A 24,066-nucleotide genomic window follows, 5' to 3' on the forward strand; every position below is an offset into this window, starting at 1 on the left:
TCTAATCACATCTTTATAGAAGAAAAAGACGGTTAATCCGCCTTTCTTCTATATTTATTAAGCTTTTATAAATTACTTAATTAAATCCCCTTGCTCACTCTTAACTACTATTTCACCATTTTTTATTTTATTATAAACTTCATCTACTTTTGAAATAGTTTCAGCACTTAAGTTCGGATTTTCTTCTGGAAGACCAACGCCATCATTTTTTATATCAAAAGTTAATGTTTCTCCACCTGGGAAATTTCCTTCTAACTCATCTTTAATAACATCAAAAGTTGCTGTATCTATTTTTTTCATTGCTGAAGTTAATACTACTGACTTATCTCCATCATATTTACCATCATCATATTGGTCAACATCAACACCAATTATCCATGCTTCTTTTCCAGCTGCAACTCTAGCTTTTGCTTCGTTTATTGAACCAACTCCAACACCACCAGCTGCTACAAATATTGCTTTAACGCCATTATCATACATAGTAGCTGCTAATTGTTGTCCTGCTGCAACATTATCAAATGAACCTTGGTAAACTACGTTTTCTTTTTTAATAGTCATGTTAGTACCTAGGTTTTCATTAGCATATTTAACTCCTTGTTGGAATCCCCAGTTAAACTTTTGAACTGATGGAATTTCCATACCACCTATAAATCCTAAGTCTCCTTCTTTTAATTCAACAGCAGCTGCAACACCTACTAAGAAACCAGCTTCTTGTTCTGCGAAATAAATAGAAACTGTATTTTCTCCAACATTAGTTACATTTTCATCACCAGTCTTACCATTGTTTGGAATACCATCAATTATTACAAATTTAGCATCTGTATATTTATCTTGAGAATTAAATACTGCAGTTTCAAATTTAAATCCAGGAGTTACTATAAATTTATATCCTGTATCATAAAGATTCCCTATTTCTTTCATGTAATCTGCTTCAGTAGTTCCAGAAGGCTTTAAATAGTTACTATCAACGCTTAACTCTTTTGTAGCTTTTAATATACCTTCCCAAGTACCTTGGTTAAATGATTTATCATCTATTGTTCCTGCATCAGTAACCATACCTACTTTTAATTTTTCTCCCTCTGCACCTGATGTGTTACCACAGCCTACTAAACCTGTAACCATTAATGCGGATAATGCTAAAGCTATTACTTTTTTCTTCATAAAAATCCTCCTTATCGTTAGTGCCTAAAAACTCATTTTTTTCGAACTTTCAAAGAGATTATACAATATATAATTCGTTATTTCAACAAATAATATTATTTTTACCTATTAATCGTCTTTTTTTAAAATATTAAAATGTATTTTTGTAATTTTGTTTAATTTACTTATATTTTACTTATAATAATATATTTAATCCTAAATATATATAAGTAAACTGCCTACTAAATTTACTAAAATCATCATTACGATTGTATTGTTTCCTTTTAATCTACTAGATATACCATATATAATTTCTAAAACTAATCACATATTATAGCTATATTACTTTTTAATTTATAAGTACAAAAAAGGAACTAAATTTTAGCTCCTCCTCAAATTTCATTTTTTTATAAAAACTCTTGAAATATTTCTTTAAATGAATCAATTTCCATCGGAGTCATCCTAACTCTTTTTAAAGAGTATATTCCATCATTAAGACTAGATATTCCAGGTTCTGTTGTAACTGCCGCTTTTATTCCTAACTCTTTTTCTACTTCTATAGTTTCTTCATCATATCTTCCTACTGGATAACAAACAAATTTACTATCTACTCCAAGCTTTTCCTTTAATATATCAATACCTTCTTGAATTATCATAGCTTTTTCATCTCTAGAAATATTGGTAAATTCCATATGTCTAGAGGTGTGATTTTCAATCCCCATTCCATTATCTTTCATTTCTTTAAGTATGTTTGAATTCATATAAAAACTATCTGTGTCTGTATTATTTGTAATAATAAAAAATGTTGCCTTCATCTTATTTTCATTTAAAATTCTATACGCATCTGTATAATTATCTGCATATCCATCATCAAAAGTTATTGCAACTGGCCTTTTAGGAACATATCCAGTATTATAAGCTTCTAATACATCATCTAATAACATTGGAGTAAACCTATTTTCTTTTAGCCATTTAACTTCCGCCTCAAATTCTTTTATCGGAACCAATAAATTATTATTAAGATCTGAATCTGATATAGAATGATACATAAGTATTGGAATTCTCACTTCATTTACATCTAAAATTATATAATCATTATTTTTCTCTTCTATATCCTCTTCATTAGGCTTGTCAACATTATTACTTTCATTATTTTCGATTATTGTATTTTTATCATTGTTCGTTTGTTCTTCATAATTTTCCTTGATATTATTCTCATAAAAATGTCTCCCTACAAAGGCTAATAAAAATATTATAAATACTATTATTGAAATCACTATAAAAAACTTCTTCATAATTCCTCCTTTTTGACAAATACTCCCAAAATATACCATCCTAATATTTTTTTGTCAATATAATTTAATTGTTTCTATTTTTTTAATAATTCCTAATTTTTTCTTAAATTATTGTTAATGATATTTTATTTTTGTATAATTAATCTAAACTAATATTAAGGAGTGTTTTTTATTGTTTGGATACGTAACTCCTCTAAAAGCAGAACTTAAAGTAAAGGACTTTGCAAAATTCAGAAGTTATTATTGCGGATTATGCCTGCATTTAAAAAGTGGTGCAGGTAATATACCTAGAATGGTTTTAAATTATGATATGACATTTTTAGCAGTACTACTAGATTCCTTATCTATTAAGGAACCTAATTTTGAGCTTAAGCGTTGTATTGTTCACCCAAAGGACAAAAAACCTGTTATTATGAATAACGATGCTCTTCAATATGCTGCTGCAATGAACTTAACTCTTTATTATCATAAAATAAAAGATGACATAGAAGATGATAATGATATAAAAAGCAAGGTACTTGAAAAAATCTTATATCCTTATCAAAAAAAAATAAATAAATCTATAGATGCTATAAATAATACTATTAAATCTAATCTTAAAGATCTTAGAAATTTTGAAAACAATAAAAATTTTTCTTCTATAGATGAGATATGTCATCCCTTTAGTGATATAGTTGGTAATATACTTAAAAATTATCCTAAAAAGTTAATAAATGATGGTGATGAGTTAAGAAATAATTTGTATAGTCTAGGATATACTTTAGGAAAATGGATTTATTTAATTGATGCCTTTGATGATTTAAAAAAGGATATGAAAGATACTAAGTTTAATCCAATTAATTATTTATTCAATAGTGAAAATAAATCCTATGATGAACTATTACCTTTAATAAAAGATAGATTAGAATTTACTATACTTAATTGTTCTTATAATTGTAAAGAAATCCTTGAAAAGTTACCTTTAAAGAGAAATGAAGATATACTAAAAAATGTGTTAGAACTAGGTATGATGGATAAATACTTAGGAATTTTAAATAATACTAGAGAAGATAAAAGGAGTGTCAAATAATGAACCCATACGAAGTTCTTGGATTAAAGCCTGGCGCAAGTCAAGAAGAAATAAAAAAAGCATATAGAAACTTAATTAAGCAATATCACCCTGATCAATACGGTGATAACCCTTTAAAAAACTTAGCTGAAGAAAAAATGAGAGAAATTAATACAGCTTATGATATGTTAACAAAAAATAATGGTAATTCTTATAATAATTCATATAGTAGTTCCAGCACTTCTAATAATAGCTATTCTAATAATTCAAATGATAGCTATGCTCTTTCAGAAATTAGAAGATTAATTCAAAATAGAAACTTTGCTGAAGCTGAAAGCAGATTAAATTCTATTCAAAATAGAAATGCAGAATGGAACTTTTTATATGGATTTGTTTTAACCAATAAAGGTTGGTTTGATGCAGGCCTTAAACATATTCAAATTGCAGTAAATATGGACCCAAATAATTTTGAGTATCGACAAACTTTAAATTCTTTACATCAAAGAACTTCAGCCTACAGTGGTAATTATTATAGAACTACTGGTGGTTCTTCCACAAATGCTTGTGATTGTTGTCTGAATCTTTATTGTTTAGATACTATGTGTGAATGTATGGGTGGAGACCTTATTGGATGTTGTTAAATTTATTAGGTGGTGTTTAGTATATGAAAGCTAAAGAAATTACATTAAGTGCAGCTTTAGTTGCACTTACAATTATTATTTTATATTTAAATTTACTATTACCTATAAGTACAATAAGCATTCTTACACTAGCATCTTTATTAATACCAATTGCATTAATAAGGGGATCAATGAAAAGTGCTATTTTGGTATATGTAGCTTCATCTATTATAGGTTTTTTTACACTTCCTATAAATATAATAATGCTATATATATTATTCTTTGGAATTTACGGTATAATAAAATACTATATTGAAAAAATAAATAAAATTTCTTTAGAGATACTATTAAAAATAATATTTTTTAATATAATATTTTTTATATCATTTTTCATATTTAAATCCTTTATTGCAATAGAAATAACTAAACTTCCCATTTGGTTATTTGTAATAATTGCTCAAATTGTTTTTTTAGTTTTTGACTATGCATTAACATTATTAATTTCTTTTTATTTAGAAAAAATTCACAAAAAAATATAAAAAAGAAGTAAATATGTTATATTAGGTTCTCCGTCGCAAGCTCCAAGTCGACCTAACACAACATATTTACTTCTACAAACTCAAGATGCTAATTCCTCCTTACTCGGAATTATGAATTTTTATTTCGTTTCTATGCTCCAAGTCATATTAAAATTAATAGAAGCACTTCCGAGCTAAAGGAAGGAAATTATACATTGTACAATAACCTCTTCTTTTATTATTAATCTAATATGGAAAATAAAATTTCTAAAGCGCCTTCAAAAACCAAGCCTATAAATTCTAGAACGCCGTATTTAATTTTAGATTCCTTTTTTACTATTTTCTCTTTACTATTATCATAGTTCTTTCTACTAATAGGATCAGAATTATAATAATAAGCTTCTTCATATGTTCTTATTTCTTTAAAAACAATTTTATTTTCATTATCCTTCAAAATCCTCGCCCCCAAACATAAGTATTATGTTATCTTACTATTATCTTCTACATTTTTTGTAAAAGTCCTTTTGTAGAATATAGTAAATACAATAACTGTAGTTATAGCAGCTAGTATATCCGAAATAGGCTCTGCACATAATACAGCCATTAATTTATTTCCTTCACTTACTAATGATGGTAGTATAAATATTAGTGGTACAAGTAATACTATTTTTCTTAATAAAGCCATTATAAGTGATAACTTCGCTTGACCTAATGCTAAGAAAGTTTGCTGACATGCTATCTGCGCACCAAAAATTAATATTCCAGCAAAGTAAATCTTCATACCCCAAGCTGTTATTTCAATTAATTCTGGCTTTTTATTAAATATTCCAACAAAAAACTCTGGGAATATCATTAGTGAAGCCCACATAGTTATAGTATATACTAAGCAACTAATCAAAAGTAATTTAAAAGTTCTTTTAACTCTTTTTATATTTTGGGCACCAAAGTTATAACTTATTATAGGCTGTGCCCCTTGAGATAATCCTAAAAGAGGTAGTGTAACAATTTGCATTATACTACTCATTATTGTCATTGCCCCTACTGCTAAATCACCTCCATACATTTGAAGCTGATTATTCAAACTAATTAACACTATGCTTTCAGTAGCTTGCATGATAAATGGTGATACACCTAAGGCAACTATTGATAGTAATACTTTAAAGTCTGGAATCAAATATTCCTTTCTAATTTTTAGAATGCTCTTTTTACTAAAAAGAAAAAACAAAACCCATATTGCAGATACAAATTGTGATAATATTGTAGCTAGAGCGGCACCTCTTACACCTAAATCAAAAACAAATATAAATATAGGATCTAACACAATATTTATAATTGCTCCTATAACTACAGTGTACATTCCCACTTTGGCGAATCCCTGAGTGTTAATAAAAGGATTCATACCAAGTGCTATTTGAACAAATACTGTTCCCAATAAATATATAGTTAAATACTCCATTGCATATCCAATAGTTGCTTCACTAGCTCCAAAAGCAAATAGTAAATTTTCTCTAAAAATTAAAAATACAATTGTACACAAAACACCAATGATAACTAATGTTGAAAAACTATTACTAATAATTTTTTCTGCACCATCATTATCTTTTTCTCCCATTTTTATCGCTGCAAGTGGAGCTCCTCCCATACCAATAAGAGCTGAAAAGGCTGAAATAATCATTAGTAATGGAAAGGCTACTCCAACTCCTGCCATAGCTATTTCTCCATTTGCCATTCTTCCAATAAATATTCTATCTACTATGTTATATAAGACATTAACAATTTGAGCTATAATTGCTGAAAATGCTAAGTTTATTAATAGTTTCCCTATAGAGCCCTCACCTAAGTTCATTTTAGCTTTAGTCATAAAATCTTTCTCCTTCTATATATTTCTTTATTATACAAACCCCATTAATTGTAAATATAGATATAAGAAATATACTACTATTCAAAAATGAAAATTTAAATTTTGCATTATACTATCTCTTTTCCAAATGGCATTAAAGATAATTTAGCTAATTTTAATGATTGCATAGCAAAAGGGATTCCAATAATAGTTATGCATAATAAAAAAGCACTTATTAAATTTGCAATACAAAGTTCAAGTCCACCAAATATTAACCAAAGTATATTAAAAAATAAACTGATACTGCTATCATTATTTGTGACTATATCTTTACCAAAAGGTGCAAATTGAAGCCTTGCCATTTTAAAACACTGTAATCCAATTGGAATACCAACTATAGTTATACACCATAAGCATCCAAACGCAAACCATCCTATTGCATTAAAAAAGCCACCAAAAATAATCCATATTATATTTCCCAAACAAGACATTAAAACTTCCCCTTTTTTATAAGTTAATACACATTACAAACTTCTTAATTGAACTAAAGCACAATTTTCTATAGCATTTATATTATTTTCCTTACAGTATCTTAATATTTCTTTGCTTTCAGCGCCTGGCTGAATTAAAACATTTTCTATACCTAAACTTTTTGCTTCTTTTAAATATTCCAATCCTAGTTTTGGATTTATACACAAGTCTATAGCATTAATTTTATATTGAACTTCTTTAAGGCTCTTATAAACTTCATTGCCTCCCTTAGGATGAACTCCGCTTACAACATAATCTTTTTCTTTAAATTTATTAAGAATCTTGTAAGCATATTTAGATGTATTACTTACATCTCCTATAACAACCCAGTTATCAACCTTTATTAATTCTTTAATATCCATATTTAACCTCCATTTATATTCTCTTTATTATATAATATATACAACATATACAATTATATAATATAATTTTATTAATAAAATATTATTTTACTTTTACCTAAACATTGACTTATATTATAATAAAATATATAATTGGTTATATTAAAATTATATATTTATTGCTATGATTAGGAGTAGTACTATAATCCCTATACTCAAGAGAACTGTTGGTTGCTGCGAAACAGTGTATAAATTATAAGAACTTGCCTAGGAGCTTACTTGTTAAAAACAAGTACGGGATACCCCCGTTATAATTTTGAGTGAGAAAATTTTATTTTCTAATAAGAGTGGTACCGCGAATATATCCTTCGTCTCTTAATTGAGATGAGGGATTTTTTATATTATTTTTTACAAATGTTATTTTATAGGAGGACTGATTATGGCTAAATATGGAACTTCCATTGATAAAAAATGGCAAGATAAGTGGGAAGAAACTAATCTTTATAAATTCGACCCAAATAAAGAAGGAGAAAAATTATACGTTCTAGAAATGTTCTCGTATCCTTCAGGAAGTCAATTACATGCTGGTCACTGGTTTAACTACGGACCTGTTGATTCCTGGGCTAGAATGAAAAGAATGCAAGGATATAATGTATTTCAACCTATGGGCTTCGATGCTTTTGGACTTCCAGCAGAGAACTTTGCAATAAAAACTGGAATTCATCCAAAAGATTCAACTGATAAAAACATTGAAACTATGGAAAAGCAATTAAGAGCTATGGGAGCTATGTTTAATTGGGAAAATGAAGTTATAACTTGTAACCCTGATTACTATAAATGGACTCAATGGGTATTCTTAAAACTATATGAAAAAGGATTAGCTTACAGAAAAAAAGCTCCTGTAAACTGGTGTCCTTCTTGTAATACAGTTTTAGCAAACGAACAAGTTGTTGAAGGTCTTTGTGAAAGATGCTCAACTGAAGTAACTAAGAAAGACTTAACTCAATGGTTCTTAAAAATCACTGATTATGCTGATGAATTATTACAAAAGCTAGATACTTTAGATTGGCCTGAAAAAACAGTAGCTATGCAAAAACATTGGATAGGAAAATCTACTGGTGCTGAAGTTACTTTTAAAGTAAAAGATTCAGACATTAAATTTGATGTATTTACTACTAGAGTTGATACTTTAAACGGAGTTACTTATGTTGTTTTAGCACCTGAAAATCCATTAGTTGATGAGTTAACTACTACAGAATATAAGGAATCCGTTGAAGATTATAAGGAAGAAGCTAAAAAACAATCAGATATAGAAAGACAATCTTTATCTAGAGAAAAAACTGGAGTATTTACAGGTTCTTACGCAATTAACCCTATAAATAATAAGGAAGTACCTATATGGGTAGGCGATTATGTTTTAGCTACTTATGGTACTGGAGCTGTTATGGCTGTTCCAGCTCATGATGAAAGAGATTTTGCTTTTGCAAGCAAGTTTAATCTTCCTATAGAAAGAGTTATAACTAGCAAAAATGGTGAAGATAATGAGTTACCATATTGCGAATACGGTAAACTAGTTAACTCTGGAGAATTTGATGGATTAACTACAGAAGAAGCAAAAGAAAAAATTGTTGAAAAATTATCTTCAATTGGTTTAGGCTCTTCAAAAGTTAATTATAGATTAAGAGATTGGCTAGTATCTAGACAAAGATATTGGGGTGCTCCAATTCCTATAGTTCACTGTGAAGACTGTGGAACTGTTGCTGTTCCTGAAAGTCAATTACCAGTAGAGCTTCCATACAATGTTGAATTTGCTCCAGATGGGAAATCACCACTTGCTAAATGTGATGAATTTATAAATACAACTTGTCCAAAGTGTGGAAAACCTGCTAAGAGAGAAGCAGATACTTTAGATACTTTCGTTTGTTCATCTTGGTATCAATTAAGATATCCAGATAGCAAAAACTCAGAAAAAGCTTTTGATAAAGATATAGTAAACAAAATGCTTCCAGTAGATAAATATGTTGGTGGCCCTGAGCATGCTTGTATGCACTTATTATATGCTAGATTTATTACTAAGGCTTTAAGAGATATGGGATACCTAGATTTTGATGAACCATTTAAATCTCTAACTCACCAAGGATTAATTTTAGGACCAGATGGATTAAAGATGAGTAAATCTAAAGGAAATACTATATCTCCAAATGATTATATTTCAGAATATGGCTCAGATGTATTTAGAATGTATTTAATGTTTGGTTTTGCTTATGTTGAAGGCGGAGCTTGGAGTGATGATGGACTTAAATCTGTTGCAAGATTCGTAGATAGAATTGAAAGATATCTAGAAATAGCTAGAGAAGCAATAGAAAAAGGTGAAAATAATAAAACTACTGTTGATAAAGCAGAAAAAGAATTAAAATTCTGGTTACACAATGCAATTAAAGGAGTTACTGAAGATGCTGATAAAATGCAATTCAATACTGCAATTGCAAGAATGATGGAATTTGTAAATGCTTTATCTAAATATCTACAAGAAGATGTTAAAAACTTAGAGTTCTTAAAAAATTCTTGTATTGACTTCTTAAAGATTTTAGCACCATTTGCTCCTCATTTTGCTGAAGAACAATGGAGTTTATTAGGACTTGAGTACTCAATTTTCAATCAAAAATGGCCAGAGTTTGATCCTAAGGCTTTAATTAAGGATGAAGTTGAAATTGCAATTCAAGTTAATGGGAAAATAAAGGCTAAGATAAACGTTCCAACTGATTTAGATGAAGAAGGCATTAAAGCTGCTTCATTAGCTAATGAAAATATTGTAGCTGCAACTGAAGGTAAAAATATAGTTAAAGTTATAGTTATTAAAGGAAGATTAGTAAATATAGTTGTTAAATAAAAAAGGGCTTATTGCCCTTTTTTTATTCATCTAAAAGAACTTTAAATCTACTTAATACTTTACTTACCAAGTTTTCATCTAACTGTCTGTAGCACTTTAATAAATCTGCTTCTTGCAATGCTGAGAATATTTTCTTACTCATTTCCATCCAAAGTTCAGGCACATACACCCAAACAATTTCTTCATATTTGCAACTTAAAAGAAAATGCTCTATTCCCCAGAATAGATATTCATTAATTTTATGAATATTATTAAACTTTTCGTAATCTTCAACAACTCTATAATCAAATTTATATTCGTAAATATCTACATAAAAATAATCGAATTCTTCACCTTCCACTTCAAAAGCATCTTTGTTTATTATCTTTATTTTCTTATCTTCTTTAAAGTTTAAATAGTATAAATCTATAATATCTTTTTCTATTTCATAGACTATCACTTCATCTATATCTTGCTTTTTAGCTAGCTCTTGAACTACATATCCAAGTCCTAACCCTACTACCCCAACTTTTCCTTTTGCATACTTAATAAACATGTATGAACTTTCTATTTCTATAGGAGAAATCCTCATCCAAATATTATTAGGACCATGTAACTCCAAAACATTTAAGTTTATTCTATCTTTTTTTCTATACATATATCCATCTATATACTCACTATTATTATTCAATTTTTTTATTTCAAAATTTCCAACCCTACCTAAAGATATTAAATTATTATATTCATTTATTTTTTCATTTAAGTAATTCTTATCATACGGTTTCAAAATAAAAACATCCCTTCTAAATAAGTCTTTATCTGCTTATAATAACTATTATATTTATGATATAATCTAAAGACAATAACTATTTATTAAAATTTACTATATTTTGTACTAAAAAACTCTTGCTATTTAATCTTACTATGTTATACTAGTGATATAAATTATCATTTAGAAATAGAAGGTGTAAATATGGATAAAATTTTAATAAGCGAAGAAGCATATAAAGAATTTAAAGAATTCTTAGACGAAAATGAAGTTGATAACTATAGCATTAGAATCAATTTAGCTGGATTTGGTTGTAGCGGTCCTGCTTTTAATATATCTGTTGATGAAGCAAGAGATGGAGACGTTACTCAAAAGGTAAATGATTTAGTTTTCGTTGTAGAAGAAAAATTAATAGATGAATTTGGCGGATTTAAGTTACTTTCAACTGATGAAAATGAAGGAAGAGGATTATCTCTAAAACCTGTTATTGAAGTTGAAGGTGGATGTGGATCTTGTGGTGGCGGATGTCACTAATTTCATAACATAATAAAAAAAACTCAAGCTTTTTAGGCTTGAGTTTTTTTAATTAATTTAATATTACCAAGAAATAATTTCTGCTCCATCTTCAGTAACTAAAACTGTGTACTCCCATTGTGCAGAATATCCACCATCTTCAGTAAATACTGTCCAATCATCATCTTCATCTATAAATACTTCATAGTCACCTTGATTTAACATAGGTTCAATAGTAAATACCATTCCAGGTACTAAAACCATTCCTTCTCCTCTTTCACCCACGTGAGCTACAAAAGGATCTTCATGGAACTTTATTCCAACACCATGACCACCAAAAGCTCTAACTACTGAAAATCCATTTGATTCTGCATGTTCTTGTATAGCAGCTCCAATATCACCTAAGAATCCCCAAGGCTTTACTGCATCTAATCCCTTATCTAAACATTCTTTTGCAACTCTAACTAGCTTTTCATCCTCTTCACTTACATTGCCGATCATAAACATCCTAGAAGCATCTGAATAATATCCATTATAGATAGTTGATACATCAACATTAACTATATCACCATCCATTAAAATAGTCTCCTCACTTGGTATACCATGGCAAACTACATCATTAATAGATACACAAACACTTTTAGGAAATCCACCATAATTTAATGGTGCAGGTATAGCTCCACTATTAACAGTAAAATCATGAACTAATTTATTAATTTCCTCAGTATTCATTCCTAATTTAATTTTTTCTTGTACTAAATCTAATACTGCATTATTAATTTTAGCACTTTCCTTTATACCTTCAATTTGTTCTTTATTTTTTATCATATCTCTTGTTGGTACTTCATATCCATTTGCTTTTAAATGCTCAAGTTTTTCATCAAATTCTAAGTGACACTTCTTATATTTTTTACCACTATTACACCAACATAAATCATTTCTATTTAAATTCATTTCCTACCTCCTTAATACTATATTTAATTAATAATATTTTTTACATAGTATTATTTGTTATATTTATATAATTAATATATCACAAAATAAAGAAAAAAGGAGATTAAAAAACTATTTATTCTATAGTTTTTTAATCTCGACTATTATTGTTTAACTGTAAACTCATAATTTACATAAGAGTCCATTATAGAGTTTATACCTTTTAGAATATCTAACCAATAATGATTTTTAATATATGTAGTTTCCTTTTTGTCTATATCCACACCTTTAAGATTTGTTTCATTGAATTCTTTATAATAATCATTTAACTCATTTGCCATATTATATATAGCCGTAAAGTTAGCTAAAACTTCTCCATCTAGAATAATCTTTTCATTATGATTTTTCATCTCTAAACTCAAGTATTCAAATAATAAACTCTCAATTCTTGTATATACCTCATTAGGTACTTCGTTAGATTTTTTAGATTTATTATTTAAAGATATAATTTCTTCTTTACCATAATTCATATAGTTTGACCACAAATTGATGAATTCTTCTGATATAGAACTATAATTTTTATATAATGATAATAATTCCTCATTACTAACACTTTTAGCTTTTATACATTGATCTAAGGTAGTCAAGGAACTCTCATTTCTATTTCTAATTTCTTCTACACTCTTATAGGTTTCTTTCCCTATCAATACCTTATACCTTGAATTCATAATTGAAGTGTAAACGTTTATAATCAAACTAACCAACAATACAAAAATTATTAAAATAACACTATTATTTTTACTTATTTTGTAAGATTTCATAAAACACCCCCACATAAATATCATTATATCATAATTTCTTCATATTTTCTAGTATTTATAGTATTAGGGGATTTAGTAGCTATTACCTAATGAAAAATATTAATTTTTTATTTGAGCTGCCTAAAAGGCAGCTCCTAAAAGTATCTTCCATGGTCCTGCTGATATTCTTTTATCATATCTAATCCAGCGGTACCACCCTCGCCTTTTTCAGCTTTAGTAGTAATTCTCTTAATCTCTCCATATGGATTTTCTAATGATAATTCATCTTCTCCAGTTAATACCCAAATAGTATTCGGTTTAAAAGGCCTAACTTCTAATTCTTTTTCCCCTATTCCATCTGTAAAATATATAAGTACTGAATTTCTTAATTTATTTTCTTTTATATATCTAAATACTGGTGAAAACTTTGTAGCTCCATTTTTTGCTGATCTTTTTTTAATATCATTTTTAGATTTTATCTCATATATTCTTCTTATTTCATTATCACATTCAATTACAGTGATCTTGTTAGTTCTAGTCCTAGTTATTTCAAGAACTTCTATTAATATTTTATTAAACTCCTTCTCACTCATAGAAGCACTTATATCTAACGCAACTATTATTTCTGGGACATTATTAGGTAGTGTTCCTCTTAAATCTAATCTATCTGGTTGCCTTCTATTTCTTCTCATAATAGTTTTTCTTTCACCTGCTCTTAAAGATGGAATAACTTTTTTTAAAGCATCTTGCCATGATATCTCTGCTTTTTCTGAATAAGCATTTATTATTCCTACTATATCTTTTGGTGCCTTACCATTATAAGAACTTATTGCAGTTTTCTTAGTTATATCTCTTATGGAATCCTTATTTAAATTACTTTCTTCCCATACATCATGAGCCTTTGATAAATCTATCATATCACCAATAGAATCATTTTTTTCATTCTTTATACTTTGAGTCAACTTTGATTTAATAGCCTTTTCTATTTGTTCAGCATATACTTCTATAGGTTTGTCTTCTTGAAGGTTAGACCCATATTCCAAGTTAACTCTTTCAAGCTTATAACTATCCATAGGAAGATTTTTTATAAATTGATTTATAGATATATCTAAAGCTAAATTAACAGCCATTGTTGTATATTTATTTTTAAGTACTCTTTCTCTTTCATGATGCCCGTACATTATATGATAAATTTCATGTTTAAATAAGGCTTGCATTTCCCTTTTATCATAATAAAGGAAAAGTACTGGATTAAAATACATCTTAAATCCTTGCATCTTTGGAACAGTAGCTAACGGCCAAGTAATATTAAACCTAATGCTTCTTTCTATCCTTACTAAAAATTGTCCAAAAAAGCTATCTTCTCCCTCAAGCATATCTATAATTATATTTTCAACTAAAGAAAAAAACTCTCTTTCAAAGCTACTATATACTTTTCCATTTTCTTTTATTTCTAGGGCTTGCTTTAATAAATTATCTCTTTTTTCTTCAAATACCATAATCATTCTTCCTATTCATAAATACTAAAGAAGGCATCTAAGAACATATCCTCATTTAATAAATCCATGTACACCTCTTCTTTTACGTCACCTTTTATTTCTTTCATAATCCCAAGTCTTAAATCTTTTGGATAACAAGTTAGTAAATCTGAAAATAGCTTTCTATTTACTTCATTATTATTTTCACTTAAATATCGTAGAGAGTTTTTAGCCAATATATAAAGTCTTGAATGGCTTTCTCCTCTTACTTCTTCCTTTACTTCTATTGGTAATATCATATAAGAGAAAAGATCTTCAGGCTTAATTAACGGATTTTTTATATTCTTAATATAATTAATAAAATCAGTAGCTATACTTATTCCAAGATTACCCTTAACTACGTTATAAAATATATCTATTGGGTATATCTCTGTATTTTTTAAATATACATTATAGGCCTTTGCAACTCTCTCCCAACTTCTTGGAGTGGCATTTATAGATTCATTTGAATTTGGTACATTTAAATACTCTGGAAAATTTGATAAAAATTCAATTATATGATCATGTACATCTGCTTCTCCACTCATAGCCCACTTTATCCATTCTTTTATATCTGAAGTTAATTGAATCCAAACAAATCTGTCTTCTTGGGCCTTATCCATATCTACAACTTGATAATCACTATCTTCAAAGCCATCATATTTATTTGATGGGTTCATTGCAGCTACTATTTTTACATTATCATGTAATCTATATCCATTAATCTCTCTATTTAATATTAGATTCATAAGTTCTTGTTGAACAGCATGTTCACATCTATTAAGTTCATCTATAAATAATAAAACACCATTATACTTGTTATCTGATACTGCCTTTTCAATTTCTATAAGCTTGTAATGAGTTGCATATTTAGTTCTTCCACCTTCAACTATTGGAAGTCCTCCAATTTCACCTTCTTTTAAAAGATTAGCATCTATATTAACTAAATAATAATTATCCTTATTGCATATTCTTTTAACTAAGGAAGTCTTACCTATACCAGCTTCACCTATTATTAATGGAACACATCCTGATTCTATAACTAATTCCACAGTACTTATTGCTTCTGAAAACTTCATATTCTCACCTCTTTTTATCTTGAAAGTTTATAATCAACTAATAAAACTTTAGACTTTTTACTTCCATATTCTTTAATAAAATTTATCTTATCCATTTCCAATATTTCAAGCTCTAAAAAATCCTTTATATACTTTTCATCAACTGACTCTTCTTTAACCTTGTCTATAACTACATTAACTACAAAATCAACATCAATAGAATCATATACATATTTAACAACCTTTATATTATCTCCAACTAAAACTCTTAATTCATCTAAATTAAAGTTAATATAATTAATTGCTTCTTCATTCCCCTTAATTGCTTCTCTTCTTGCTTCTAAAGTAGGATTATCTATAAACTTTATAGCAGCCCAATATTTCTTTATGGCAGCTAACTGAACTTCTTCTGATGGTTCTTTTATATATTTAATCGAATCATAATCCTTTGAAACTGCCTTTAATTGCATTTTCTCTGTAGGATTTGCTATAAATTGAATGGCCCATCCTTTTGCATTTACGGCTTCTAGCTTAACTTTATCTGTTGGATTTTTAATATACTTTAATGAATTCCAAAGTAATTTAACAGCTAATACTGCATTATCTTCTTCTAAATCATTAATATATTCAACTGATAAAGGATTATTTTTAATTGCAACTTCCTTCATTTCTTTTGTTGGGTTATTTATATATCTTATTGCTAAACCATTTTTCTTAACAGCTTCTAATATTAATTCATTACTTGGATTATCTATATATCTTATATACATAGGATTATCATATATCTTTTTTAAATCGTTACTTTCCATTTTTATTCCCTTCTTATCAATAAAACTTATCTATATTTTAAATTATTATTCATTTTATTTAATTTCATTATACTATATTTAATTAATAATTACTATTACTATCACTTAATAATTATTCTTGATTATTAAATATTAAAACGATTACGCCTCTTATTTTTTAAGCAAAGCCTTAATTTGTATTTTTCTATAAATTAAAAAAGCAAAAGTATTTCTAAATACCTTTGCCTTAAACACTATTTATATATTTTACTAATTTTTATTTATGCTCATGATTTCTTATATGGTTAATACAATAACACTTTTTTCCTGAACACTTAGAACAATATCTAAATTCCATTTTAGGATCATCTTTTTCAGTTATTCCACAAATTTCACATTTATGAAGTATTTCTCTTTGTCTTACTTGTGATTTAAACTTTTGTTGCCTTTTATAATTAACTGCTCCACTCTTCGTTCCAGTAAATATATCCTTTCCAAAGAATATGAAAAAATTAATTATTGGAATTAAAATCAATATTCTTCCAGCAAAAGAACCTGCAAATAAGAAGTTAAAGCCTATAATAACCCAGTTAAAAATAGCTAAATATTTAACCTTGATAGGTATTATATAGAATAATAAAATTTCGAAGTTAGGATAAATCCTAGCAAAAGCTAAAAATAGCGAAAGATTAATATATGTTCCTGTTGCTGTTCCACCTGTTATCATTGAAAGAACTATAGTTGCAAGCATTCCAATTAAGTAATATAAATTAAACTTAAACTCTCCCCATTCATGCTCTAATCCGGTTCCTGCTAAATAATAAAAATACATAGAAAACATAAAAGATATTATACCACTACTTGTTGGAACAAATATAAAGGTTACAAGTCTCCACACTTCTCCTTCCATTACTCTAGATGGTACTAATTCAATATTATTAATTAATGTGTTATCTCCACTTAAGAGTGTAAAACCATAAACAAGTGCAGTACCAAATATTATAATTAACATTAAATTTCTTATATAAAATTTTCCTATTTTTCTCTCTAGCTTATTCAACCAATTCATAATACTAAAATTTCTCCTTTACAATTTATTTCCAACTATATATAATAAATCTTCTATAGAAAATTCAGTGTTTTTCATAGATATAGCTATCATATTGTTTATTAAAAACGAAGTTAACTTTCTAGTTTCTATATTCATAGTTATATCTTTAGTATCTTTATGTAAATCTATTATTTCATCAACTATTATATATAACTCATCTAATACATCATATTTAGTACACGAATAAGATTTCTTATTTTCTATAGTTTTTTCCTCTTTTGTCAACTCAAAAAATACTTCTTTATGATATACTAGAAATTTTTCTAACCCTAGATAAATTAATTTTATTTTTTCTTCAAAGGATATATCCTTATCTTTAACAGTTTTTAAATTGTCTATTATTTCATTCCAAGTAGAGCTAAATATTTCTCCTACTATAGCCATTTTATTTTCGAAATAATTATAAACTGTTCCAAGGCCTATTTCACATCTATTAGCTAATTCTCTCATACTAAAGCTTTTATATCCTTTTTCTTCTAATAATGCATATCCTTCCTTTAATATTGTTTCTCTTGGATTTTGTAAAATCTTAGGCATAGACCTTCCTCCTTTATTATAGTTTATATCAATCTTTCTATATTATCAACTAATGATATGTCACTTATTTTTTCCATTTATTTACAAATATTATTTCTCTTAGTATAATTATATTATGTAGAATATATATAAAATAAGAGGAGTATGTTATGGAAAAGCCAAAATTTGATATTACACACAAAAGAAAACTCCTATATAAACGTAAAAGAAAAAGGCAATTAATATTTCGCTTATGTATTATATTAAGCGGAATTTGCATATTATCACTTATTTTATTGATGAATAATAAAAATTACGTTAATAAAAAAATTGCATTTTCTTCTAATGATGAAGATAAAACTATAGTCTGTATAGACCCAGGTCATGGAGATTGGGATACAGGGGCTAAAGGATCCTCAGGATCTCTTGAAAAAAACATAGTCTTAGATATTTCATTGAAGCTTGGTAAGATACTAGAAGAAAATGAAATCAAGGTAATTTATACAAGAACAAATGATTTACTTCCCGGGGTTGAAACTGCTAATGATAGCTTAAAGGAAAGAATAAAAATATCTGAAATATTTAAAGCAGACTTATTTATTTCTATTCACTGTAACAGTAATCATGATAATAAGGATTCCAAGGGAATTGAAACTTGGTATAAGAATAATGATGAAAATAGCAAAAACCTAGCACAAACTATTCAAAATACTTTAACAGAATTAAATTATACAGAAGATAGAGGTTTAAAAACTTATGAAAGTAAAGATGATGCTTTAGCAGTTTTAGAATTAAATAAAAATATCCCTGTATTAGTTGAATTAGGATTTTTAAGTAATTCATATGATGAAAAATATTTAAAATCCGATAGAGGCCAAGAAGCTGTAGCAAAGGCTATAAGTAGATCCTTATTACAATATATTGAAGAAAATAAAGATATTATATCAGAAGAAAGGAAAAAATAGGCTGTCTCAGTTATAGGGCACTAAAAAACTTAAGGTTTTTTAGTGCCCATACATCACCTAATTTTCAAATATATTTTTTACCTCATCTATAATCTTGAAATTCGTAAAATCAAAATGCAATGGAGTTAATGTAACATACCCTTTTGATAAGAAATAAAGATCTGAATCTTCTTCACATATATCATTTCTTGTTCCTTTAATTTCATAAACCATATCATCATCTTCTTCTAATAATACATAACTATTCTTATATGTAGACTTTCCAAGCTTACACACCTTAATTCCTTTGATTTCATCTTCATTTACATTTGGTACATTAACATTTAAAACAACATCATTTCTTAAATAGTTATTTTCAGCTATATCTACAACTTTGCTTATCCATTTAGCTGCTTTTGTATAATCCTCATCATATCTCTCCCAATCTACTTCCATAGAAATTGCAATAGATGGTACATTATAAATTGCTCCTTCTACTGCTGCTGATACAGTTCCTGAATATAATATATCTGTACCACAATTTAACCCCCTATTTATCCCTGATATAACCAAATCTATATCTTTACATAATAATGATAACCCAGCTTGGGTACAATCAGCAGGAGTTCCAACTAAACTATATGATTTAAATTTTTCATCTAACTTTTCTTCTCTGATTCTTATTGGATTATGAATTGAAATAGAATGACTAGATGCACTTTTTTGATCCCTAGGTGCTACAACTATAACTTCATGTTTCTTTGAAATCTCTTTTGCTAATTCTAATATTCCCCTTGCATTTATACCATCATCATTAGTAATTAAAACCTTCATATGAGTCCTCCTTAAAATACTTTTATTATATATAATATACTACCATAAAATTTTATATTATAAAAAGAAGTAAAGGTAATAATTTCTCATTTCTCGGAATTATGAATTTTTGTTCTGTTTCTAGGTTCCAAATCATTTGAAAAATTAATATGTGTACTTTAAAACTGAAGAAAGGAATTTGTAAAAAGTTATTCCCTAAAGGCTTCAGCTATTAATCTGTAAGACTTTATTTTATTTTGTAAGTCTGTATTTAAATTAATTATCATAAATTCATTAGTATTATAAATTTTACTCATATTAACAATTTGTTCTTTAACCTTATCCGGAGTTCCAACTATCATCCTTTTCCTATTTCTATTAACAATTTGCATTTCAGCTTCTGAATACTCATATGCTAATGCTCTTTCTAAAGTTGGTACTCCTAAAGATTTTCCCATCTCTACTAAAAGCAATGTTAAATCCATAACTGCTACTTGATTATTAACCTCTTCTTCTGTTTCTCCACAAATAACAAAACTACAAATAATAGTATTAGGACTTTCAGATACAATAGATTTTTTAAAATTATCTCTATACCAATTAACAGAACTAACTCCCATACCTCCAGTTATAAATTGGGCATAGGCATAAGATGCACCAATACCTGCTGCAAGTCCTGCACTTCCCCCACTAGAGCCAAGTATGTGAATTTCTGGATAAGTATTAATTGATGGAGTTGCTTTAAGTCCACTAAATTCATGATTATCGGGAACTATATCATAAATATATCTTACTAAATCTAATACCTTTTCCTCATAATCATCACTGAAAATACTTCTTCCCTGCATTAAAGCCTTAGTTGCTAATGGCATACCACCAGGTGCTCTACCTAATCCCAAATCAATTCTATTAGGATATAATGCCTCTAAAACTTTAAAATTTTCAGCAACCTTATATGGACTATAATTAGGTAACATAACACCACCTGAACCTACCCTAATCTTATTTGTTTTTGCTGCAATACTTGAAATAAGTACTTCCGGGCTTGATCCTGCTAAACTCTTTGTATCATGATGTTCTGATACCCAAAACCTATAATATCCTAACTTTTCTAGCTCTTGAGCAAGAATTATAGTATTAGTCAATGCTTCTGTAGCTGTTGAACCTTCTCTTATAGGAGATTGATCTAATGCACTTAATTTTATATTCATTTCAGTGCCTCCTCTCAAATGTTTATTTTATATTCTTATTATATAACTATAAACCTCTGAGAAATATTTTCAAGTACATATTTAAAATAATAAAAGGAGAACTTATAAAGCTCTCCTATAATTATAAATTATTAAATTATATTATTAATATTCTTTTTTGCCCCTAAATAAGTAGCAATAAAATATCCTCCATAAATTATTACTAGTACTGATAAAGCAATTAAAATATTTTTCATAATACTTATACTACCAAATAAAGTTATAATTCTTTTTGAAAATTCCAATCCTGCTATTGAGTGTATTAAAGCTAATGATAAAGGCATTAAAAAGTAAATAGCTATTTGAGTTAATAAAGACTTATTAATAATCTTTTCATCTACACCTATCCTCTTTAATAAATTATATCTTGAAATATTATCTGTAGATTCTGATAACTGTTGTAAAGCTAATACTGCGGCTGAAACAATTAAGAATATTCCTCCGATATATATTCCTAAGTAAGATATTATAGCACCAGTACTAGTAGAACCTGCAATTAATTCCTCTTTCGTAATAGAATACAATAGATTTTCCTTTTCCTTTATAGCTTCTTCTCTAATAATATTTAGTTTTTCATTAATAACATTTCCATTATCTTGATTATAATTAAAATTTAAATATGATGTCCATGGAGTAAGTCCACTAACAATATCATCTTTTACTATTATAGTACAAAGATTGCTTTTCATCATTTGATTATAAGCTACTACTTCTATCGCCTTCTTAATACCTGGTTTTAAAATATTACCATTGATATTAATTTCTCTATTATCCTCTAATGCATTATTTAGAGGATTTATTAAACTATCTATATCCGAAAATAAGGCATATTCTCCATCATTTAATGTTATAGGACTCTTATTAGCCATTTCCAATATTTCATTAAACTTTGTTAATGGAATAATTTGAACTTCAGTATCTGTTGCAATAGGATACAAATCCTTTGATTTATTTATATCTTTTTCAGATAATAAATCACTATATTTAAGGTTTCCTTTATAATTTATATAACTAACATAGTCCTTTGAGTAATCTCTTATATCAACATTTCTCTCATTTAAATATTCCTCTATATCTACACCTTCAAAACTCCAAATTGTCTCATCATATTGAGTTAGATCTTTTAATTCAGCATTTATAGCACTATTAATTCCAAGACCTCCTGCAAGCATGCATATACCTACGAATAAAGATAGGCATATAAAGGACATTGAAACAAAAACTGTATTAATTTTACTATTAATTTGTCTTAATACAAACATATTTAAATCCTTCAAATAGAATTTTTTCTTTGATTGAACAAGTTTCAATAAAAATCCTGACAATGAGAAGAAGAATAAAAACGTCCCAACAGCTCCAAGCAAAATACTTGTTCCATTCACATTAATTCCTACAGTTGAAGCTCCTTTGTCTAGTACAATATAATAAGCTGATCCAACCATTATTAAGCTTACTATAAATACAATTACAGAAATCCAAACATTTCTTACTTTTATATTTTCATTCTTCTTTGAGGAGTTTAATAAATCTATTAATTGTATCTTTCTAATAGATATTGAATTAAACATAAGAACCAATATATAAATAATTCCAAAGGACATTAAAGTTTTTATCATTGCATTATATGAAAAAACAAATTTAAATTTAAGAAAGTTAACTTGAAACATTTTAGCAGTTAATACTGATAATCCTTGAGATAAAATAATGCCTATTCCTAAACCAACTACTAAAGATATTATACCTACTAATAAGGTTTCCAAAAATATAATTGTAGATAAATTACCTTTATCCATACCTAAAGTCATATATATTCCGAACTCTTTTTTTCTTCTCTTTATTAAATAATTATTTGCATAAACAATTAAAAATGCTAATACAGATGATACAAATATTGATGCAAAACCCATTATTTGATCTACTTGCTCAAAGGCCATTGCTTGAACTTCATTTAATTCAAGCATAATACTTTGAGATTGTATTGAGTTAAATGTATAAAATATACAAACACCAAAAACTAATGTTAGGAAATAAATTGCATAATCTTTAAAACTTCTTTTTAAATTCCTAAAAGCTAACTTAGAATACATTATTTTGATCACCTCCAAGAAGTGTAATAACTTCAATTATCTTATCGAAAAATTCCTTTCTTGAATCATTTCCTCTTACTAATTCATTAAATATCCTACCATCTTTAATAAACAAAATTCTTCTTGCATAACTAGCTGAAAATGCATCATGAGTAACCATCATAATAGTTGCATTTAAGTTTTCATTTAAGTCTTCCATACTTTCAAGTAGCATTTTTGCTGCTTTGGAATCTAATGCTCCTGTTGGTTCATCTGCAAGTATTAACGAAGGTTTAGTTATAATTGCTCTTGCTGATGCAACTCTTTGTTTTTGTCCACCTGACATCTCATAAGGATATTTATTTAAAACCTCTTCTATATTTAGCTTTTTAGCTATATCCCTAACCCTTTTATCTATTTCCTTATGATTAACTCTCATTATAGTTAAGGCAAGAGCTATATTTTCATAAGCTGTTAATGTATCTAGTAAATTAAAATCTTGAAATATAAAACCTAACTCTTCTCTTCTAAATTTTGATATTTTTTTAGAATTTAATTTTGTAATATCATTTCCAGAAATATAAATATGTCCACTACTTACTTTATCAATAGTTGATATACAATTTAAGAGTGTAGTCTTACCACTTCCTGAAGCACCCATCACTCCAACAAACTCTCCTTCTTCTACAGTAAAGCTTATATTGTCTATGGCCTTAGTTATATTTCCTTTTCTACCATAGTACTTTTCTATATTATCTACTCTTAATATTTCTTTTCCCATAATTA

Annotated in this window: 24 protein-coding genes and 1 other annotated feature; of the genes, 6 read left to right on the forward strand and 18 right to left on the reverse strand. The window is 27.5% G+C overall.

The features are described from left to right. Positions 1–72: 72 nt before the first annotated feature. Positions 73–1,161, reverse strand: a complete 1,089-nt coding sequence (locus ACQPUY_RS02345; protein WP_430839306.1) for a BMP family lipoprotein — start codon at positions 1,159–1,161, stop codon at positions 73–75. 386 nt (positions 1,162–1,547) lie between these two features. Next, positions 1,548–2,435: a polysaccharide deacetylase family protein gene (locus ACQPUY_RS02350; RefSeq protein WP_430839307.1), complete on the reverse strand. Its 888-nt coding sequence runs from the start codon at positions 2,433–2,435 to the stop codon at positions 1,548–1,550. 172 nt (positions 2,436–2,607) lie between these two features. Between ACQPUY_RS02350 and ACQPUY_RS02355 the strand changes: the two genes are divergently transcribed. The 3 genes from ACQPUY_RS02355 to ACQPUY_RS02365 are packed head-to-tail and all read left to right on the forward strand — an operon-like array spanning position 2,608 to position 4,642. Then, positions 2,608–3,504 (forward strand): DUF5685 family protein, encoded by an 897-nt coding sequence (locus ACQPUY_RS02355; protein WP_430839308.1) that lies wholly within the window; start codon positions 2,608–2,610, stop codon positions 3,502–3,504. Then, entirely contained in the window at positions 3,504–4,124 is a 621-nt protein-coding gene (locus ACQPUY_RS02360) for a J domain-containing protein (RefSeq protein WP_430839309.1), read from the forward strand. Before ACQPUY_RS02355 ends, ACQPUY_RS02360 begins: the two co-directional genes overlap by 1 nt. Before the next feature lie 23 nt (positions 4,125–4,147). Then, positions 4,148–4,642, forward strand: a complete 495-nt coding sequence (locus ACQPUY_RS02365; protein ID WP_430839310.1) for a hypothetical protein — start codon at positions 4,148–4,150, stop codon at positions 4,640–4,642. A gap of 220 nt (positions 4,643–4,862) precedes the next feature. Here ACQPUY_RS02365 and ACQPUY_RS02370 read toward each other — a convergent pair whose 3' ends face one another. From ACQPUY_RS02370 to ACQPUY_RS02385, 4 genes are all read right to left on the reverse strand, one after another. Then, a complete protein-coding gene (locus tag ACQPUY_RS02370; RefSeq protein WP_430839311.1) occupies positions 4,863–5,075 on the reverse strand; it encodes a hypothetical protein in 213 nt (70 codons plus the stop codon). Positions 5,076–5,099: 24 nt separating this feature from the next. Continuing rightward, on the reverse strand, positions 5,100–6,482 hold the full coding sequence (locus tag ACQPUY_RS02375; RefSeq protein ID WP_430839312.1) for an MATE family efflux transporter: 1,383 nt from the start codon (positions 6,480–6,482) through the stop codon (positions 5,100–5,102). A 107-nt stretch (positions 6,483–6,589) separates the two neighbouring features. Then, a complete protein-coding gene (locus tag ACQPUY_RS02380) occupies positions 6,590–6,952 on the reverse strand; it encodes a YccF domain-containing protein (RefSeq protein ID WP_430839313.1) in 363 nt (120 codons plus the stop codon). 33 nt (positions 6,953–6,985) lie between these two features. Continuing rightward, positions 6,986–7,354 carry a CoA-binding protein gene (locus ACQPUY_RS02385; RefSeq protein WP_430839314.1) on the reverse strand — a complete coding sequence of 123 codons (369 nt, stop codon included), beginning with the start codon at positions 7,352–7,354 and terminating at the stop codon, positions 6,986–6,988. A 154-nt stretch (positions 7,355–7,508) separates the two neighbouring features. Next, positions 7,509–7,712: a binding site (T-box leader), on the forward strand. Between the two features lie 60 nt (positions 7,713–7,772). Between ACQPUY_RS02385 and leuS the strand changes: the two genes are divergently transcribed. Continuing rightward, complete coding sequence (gene leuS, locus ACQPUY_RS02390; protein ID WP_430839315.1) at positions 7,773–10,223, forward strand: leucine--tRNA ligase; 2,451 nt, start codon at positions 7,773–7,775, stop codon at positions 10,221–10,223. A gap of 22 nt (positions 10,224–10,245) precedes the next feature. Here leuS and ACQPUY_RS02395 read toward each other — a convergent pair whose 3' ends face one another. Further along, positions 10,246–10,989 carry a hypothetical protein gene (locus tag ACQPUY_RS02395; RefSeq protein ID WP_430839316.1) on the reverse strand — a complete coding sequence of 248 codons (744 nt, stop codon included), beginning with the start codon at positions 10,987–10,989 and terminating at the stop codon, positions 10,246–10,248. 186 nt (positions 10,990–11,175) lie between these two features. On the opposite strand from ACQPUY_RS02395, the gene ACQPUY_RS02400 reads away from it, so the two are divergent. Next, positions 11,176–11,505, forward strand: a complete 330-nt coding sequence (locus ACQPUY_RS02400) for a HesB-like protein (protein ID WP_430839317.1) — start codon at positions 11,176–11,178, stop codon at positions 11,503–11,505. Positions 11,506–11,568: 63 nt separating this feature from the next. Here the strand turns inward: ACQPUY_RS02400 and ACQPUY_RS02405 are convergent, their stop codons facing one another. The 7 genes from ACQPUY_RS02405 to ACQPUY_RS02435 all read right to left on the reverse strand — a co-directional run bounded on the left by ACQPUY_RS02405 (position 11,569) and on the right by ACQPUY_RS02435 (position 18,228). Further along, positions 11,569–12,438: a methionyl aminopeptidase gene (locus ACQPUY_RS02405; protein ID WP_430839318.1), complete on the reverse strand. Its 870-nt coding sequence runs from the start codon at positions 12,436–12,438 to the stop codon at positions 11,569–11,571. 143 nt (positions 12,439–12,581) lie between these two features. Then, positions 12,582–13,238 (reverse strand): hypothetical protein, encoded by a 657-nt coding sequence (locus tag ACQPUY_RS02410; RefSeq protein WP_430839319.1) that lies wholly within the window; start codon positions 13,236–13,238, stop codon positions 12,582–12,584. A 134-nt stretch (positions 13,239–13,372) separates the two neighbouring features. Further along, the gene (locus tag ACQPUY_RS02415) at positions 13,373–14,716 is read right to left on the reverse strand and encodes a vWA domain-containing protein (RefSeq protein WP_430839320.1); all 1,344 of its coding nucleotides are present in this window, start codon (positions 14,714–14,716) and stop codon (positions 13,373–13,375) included. 11 nt (positions 14,717–14,727) lie between these two features. Continuing rightward, positions 14,728–15,813 carry an AAA family ATPase gene (locus ACQPUY_RS02420; RefSeq protein WP_430839321.1) on the reverse strand — a complete coding sequence of 362 codons (1,086 nt, stop codon included), beginning with the start codon at positions 15,811–15,813 and terminating at the stop codon, positions 14,728–14,730. Positions 15,814–15,827: 14 nt separating this feature from the next. Next, a complete protein-coding gene (locus ACQPUY_RS02425) occupies positions 15,828–16,601 on the reverse strand; it encodes a hypothetical protein (RefSeq protein WP_430839322.1) in 774 nt (257 codons plus the stop codon). A gap of 256 nt (positions 16,602–16,857) precedes the next feature. Continuing rightward, positions 16,858–17,649, reverse strand: coding sequence for a rhomboid family intramembrane serine protease (locus tag ACQPUY_RS02430; RefSeq protein WP_430839323.1), 792 nt, complete (start codon positions 17,647–17,649; stop codon positions 16,858–16,860). An 18-nt stretch (positions 17,650–17,667) separates the two neighbouring features. Further along, on the reverse strand, positions 17,668–18,228 hold the full coding sequence (locus ACQPUY_RS02435; RefSeq protein ID WP_430839324.1) for a TetR/AcrR family transcriptional regulator: 561 nt from the start codon (positions 18,226–18,228) through the stop codon (positions 17,668–17,670). Between the two features lie 278 nt (positions 18,229–18,506). Here ACQPUY_RS02435 and ACQPUY_RS02440 point away from each other — a divergent pair, with 278 nt between their 5' ends. Beyond that, positions 18,507–19,172, forward strand: a complete 666-nt coding sequence (locus ACQPUY_RS02440) for an N-acetylmuramoyl-L-alanine amidase family protein (RefSeq protein WP_430839325.1) — start codon at positions 18,507–18,509, stop codon at positions 19,170–19,172. A gap of 57 nt (positions 19,173–19,229) precedes the next feature. Here the strand turns inward: ACQPUY_RS02440 and surE are convergent, their stop codons facing one another. The 4 genes from surE to ACQPUY_RS02460 form a co-directional block, all read right to left on the reverse strand. Further along, complete coding sequence (surE, locus tag ACQPUY_RS02445) at positions 19,230–19,985, reverse strand: 5'/3'-nucleotidase SurE (RefSeq protein ID WP_430839326.1); 756 nt, start codon at positions 19,983–19,985, stop codon at positions 19,230–19,232. A 188-nt stretch (positions 19,986–20,173) separates the two neighbouring features. After that, positions 20,174–21,175 (reverse strand): LLM class flavin-dependent oxidoreductase, encoded by a 1,002-nt coding sequence (locus tag ACQPUY_RS02450; RefSeq protein ID WP_430839327.1) that lies wholly within the window; start codon positions 21,173–21,175, stop codon positions 20,174–20,176. Positions 21,176–21,306: 131 nt separating this feature from the next. Beyond that, complete coding sequence (locus tag ACQPUY_RS02455; RefSeq protein WP_430839328.1) at positions 21,307–23,301, reverse strand: ABC transporter permease; 1,995 nt, start codon at positions 23,299–23,301, stop codon at positions 21,307–21,309. Beyond that, positions 23,291–24,061 carry an ABC transporter ATP-binding protein gene (locus ACQPUY_RS02460; protein ID WP_430839329.1) on the reverse strand — a complete coding sequence of 257 codons (771 nt, stop codon included), beginning with the start codon at positions 24,059–24,061 and terminating at the stop codon, positions 23,291–23,293. The genes ACQPUY_RS02455 and ACQPUY_RS02460 overlap by 11 nt, the downstream gene beginning before the upstream one ends. Between the last annotated feature and the right edge of the window lie 5 nt (positions 24,062–24,066).

The organism is Clostridium nigeriense, assembly GCF_050585245.1.
GTDB classification, from domain to species: domain Bacteria; phylum Bacillota; class Clostridia; order Clostridiales; family Clostridiaceae; genus Clostridium; species Clostridium nigeriense_A.

Excerpts from the sequence above, each read along its gene's own strand:
- ACQPUY_RS02345 (WP_430839306.1), bottom strand. The coding sequence starts at position 1,161 with ATGAAGAAAAAAGTAATAGCTTTAGCATTATCCGCATTAATGGTTACA.
- ACQPUY_RS02350 (WP_430839307.1), bottom strand. The coding sequence starts at position 2,435 with ATGAAGAAGTTTTTTATAGTGATTTCAATAATAGTATTTATAATATTT.
- ACQPUY_RS02360 (WP_430839309.1), top strand. The coding sequence starts at position 3,504 with ATGAACCCATACGAAGTTCTTGGATTAAAGCCTGGCGCAAGTCAAGAA.
- ACQPUY_RS02365 (WP_430839310.1), top strand. The coding sequence starts at position 4,148 with ATGAAAGCTAAAGAAATTACATTAAGTGCAGCTTTAGTTGCACTTACA.
- ACQPUY_RS02375 (WP_430839312.1), bottom strand. The coding sequence starts at position 6,482 with ATGACTAAAGCTAAAATGAACTTAGGTGAGGGCTCTATAGGGAAACTA.
- ACQPUY_RS02380 (WP_430839313.1), bottom strand. The coding sequence starts at position 6,952 with ATGTCTTGTTTGGGAAATATAATATGGATTATTTTTGGTGGCTTTTTT.
- ACQPUY_RS02385 (WP_430839314.1), bottom strand. The coding sequence starts at position 7,354 with ATGGATATTAAAGAATTAATAAAGGTTGATAACTGGGTTGTTATAGGA.
- leuS (WP_430839315.1), top strand. The coding sequence starts at position 7,773 with ATGGCTAAATATGGAACTTCCATTGATAAAAAATGGCAAGATAAGTGG.
- ACQPUY_RS02400 (WP_430839317.1), top strand. The coding sequence starts at position 11,176 with ATGGATAAAATTTTAATAAGCGAAGAAGCATATAAAGAATTTAAAGAA.
- ACQPUY_RS02405 (WP_430839318.1), bottom strand. The coding sequence starts at position 12,438 with ATGAATTTAAATAGAAATGATTTATGTTGGTGTAATAGTGGTAAAAAA.
- ACQPUY_RS02410 (WP_430839319.1), bottom strand. The coding sequence starts at position 13,238 with ATGAAATCTTACAAAATAAGTAAAAATAATAGTGTTATTTTAATAATT.
- ACQPUY_RS02415 (WP_430839320.1), bottom strand. The coding sequence starts at position 14,716 with ATGGTATTTGAAGAAAAAAGAGATAATTTATTAAAGCAAGCCCTAGAA.
- ACQPUY_RS02420 (WP_430839321.1), bottom strand. The coding sequence starts at position 15,813 with ATGAAGTTTTCAGAAGCAATAAGTACTGTGGAATTAGTTATAGAATCA.
- ACQPUY_RS02425 (WP_430839322.1), bottom strand. The coding sequence starts at position 16,601 with ATGGAAAGTAACGATTTAAAAAAGATATATGATAATCCTATGTATATA.
- ACQPUY_RS02430 (WP_430839323.1), bottom strand. The coding sequence starts at position 17,649 with ATGAATTGGTTGAATAAGCTAGAGAGAAAAATAGGAAAATTTTATATA.
- ACQPUY_RS02435 (WP_430839324.1), bottom strand. The coding sequence starts at position 18,228 with ATGCCTAAGATTTTACAAAATCCAAGAGAAACAATATTAAAGGAAGGA.
- ACQPUY_RS02440 (WP_430839325.1), top strand. The coding sequence starts at position 18,507 with ATGAATAATAAAAATTACGTTAATAAAAAAATTGCATTTTCTTCTAAT.
- surE (WP_430839326.1), bottom strand. The coding sequence starts at position 19,985 with ATGAAGGTTTTAATTACTAATGATGATGGTATAAATGCAAGGGGAATA.
- ACQPUY_RS02450 (WP_430839327.1), bottom strand. The coding sequence starts at position 21,175 with ATGAATATAAAATTAAGTGCATTAGATCAATCTCCTATAAGAGAAGGT.
- ACQPUY_RS02455 (WP_430839328.1), bottom strand. The coding sequence starts at position 23,301 with ATGTATTCTAAGTTAGCTTTTAGGAATTTAAAAAGAAGTTTTAAAGAT.
- ACQPUY_RS02460 (WP_430839329.1), bottom strand. The coding sequence starts at position 24,061 with ATGGGAAAAGAAATATTAAGAGTAGATAATATAGAAAAGTACTATGGT.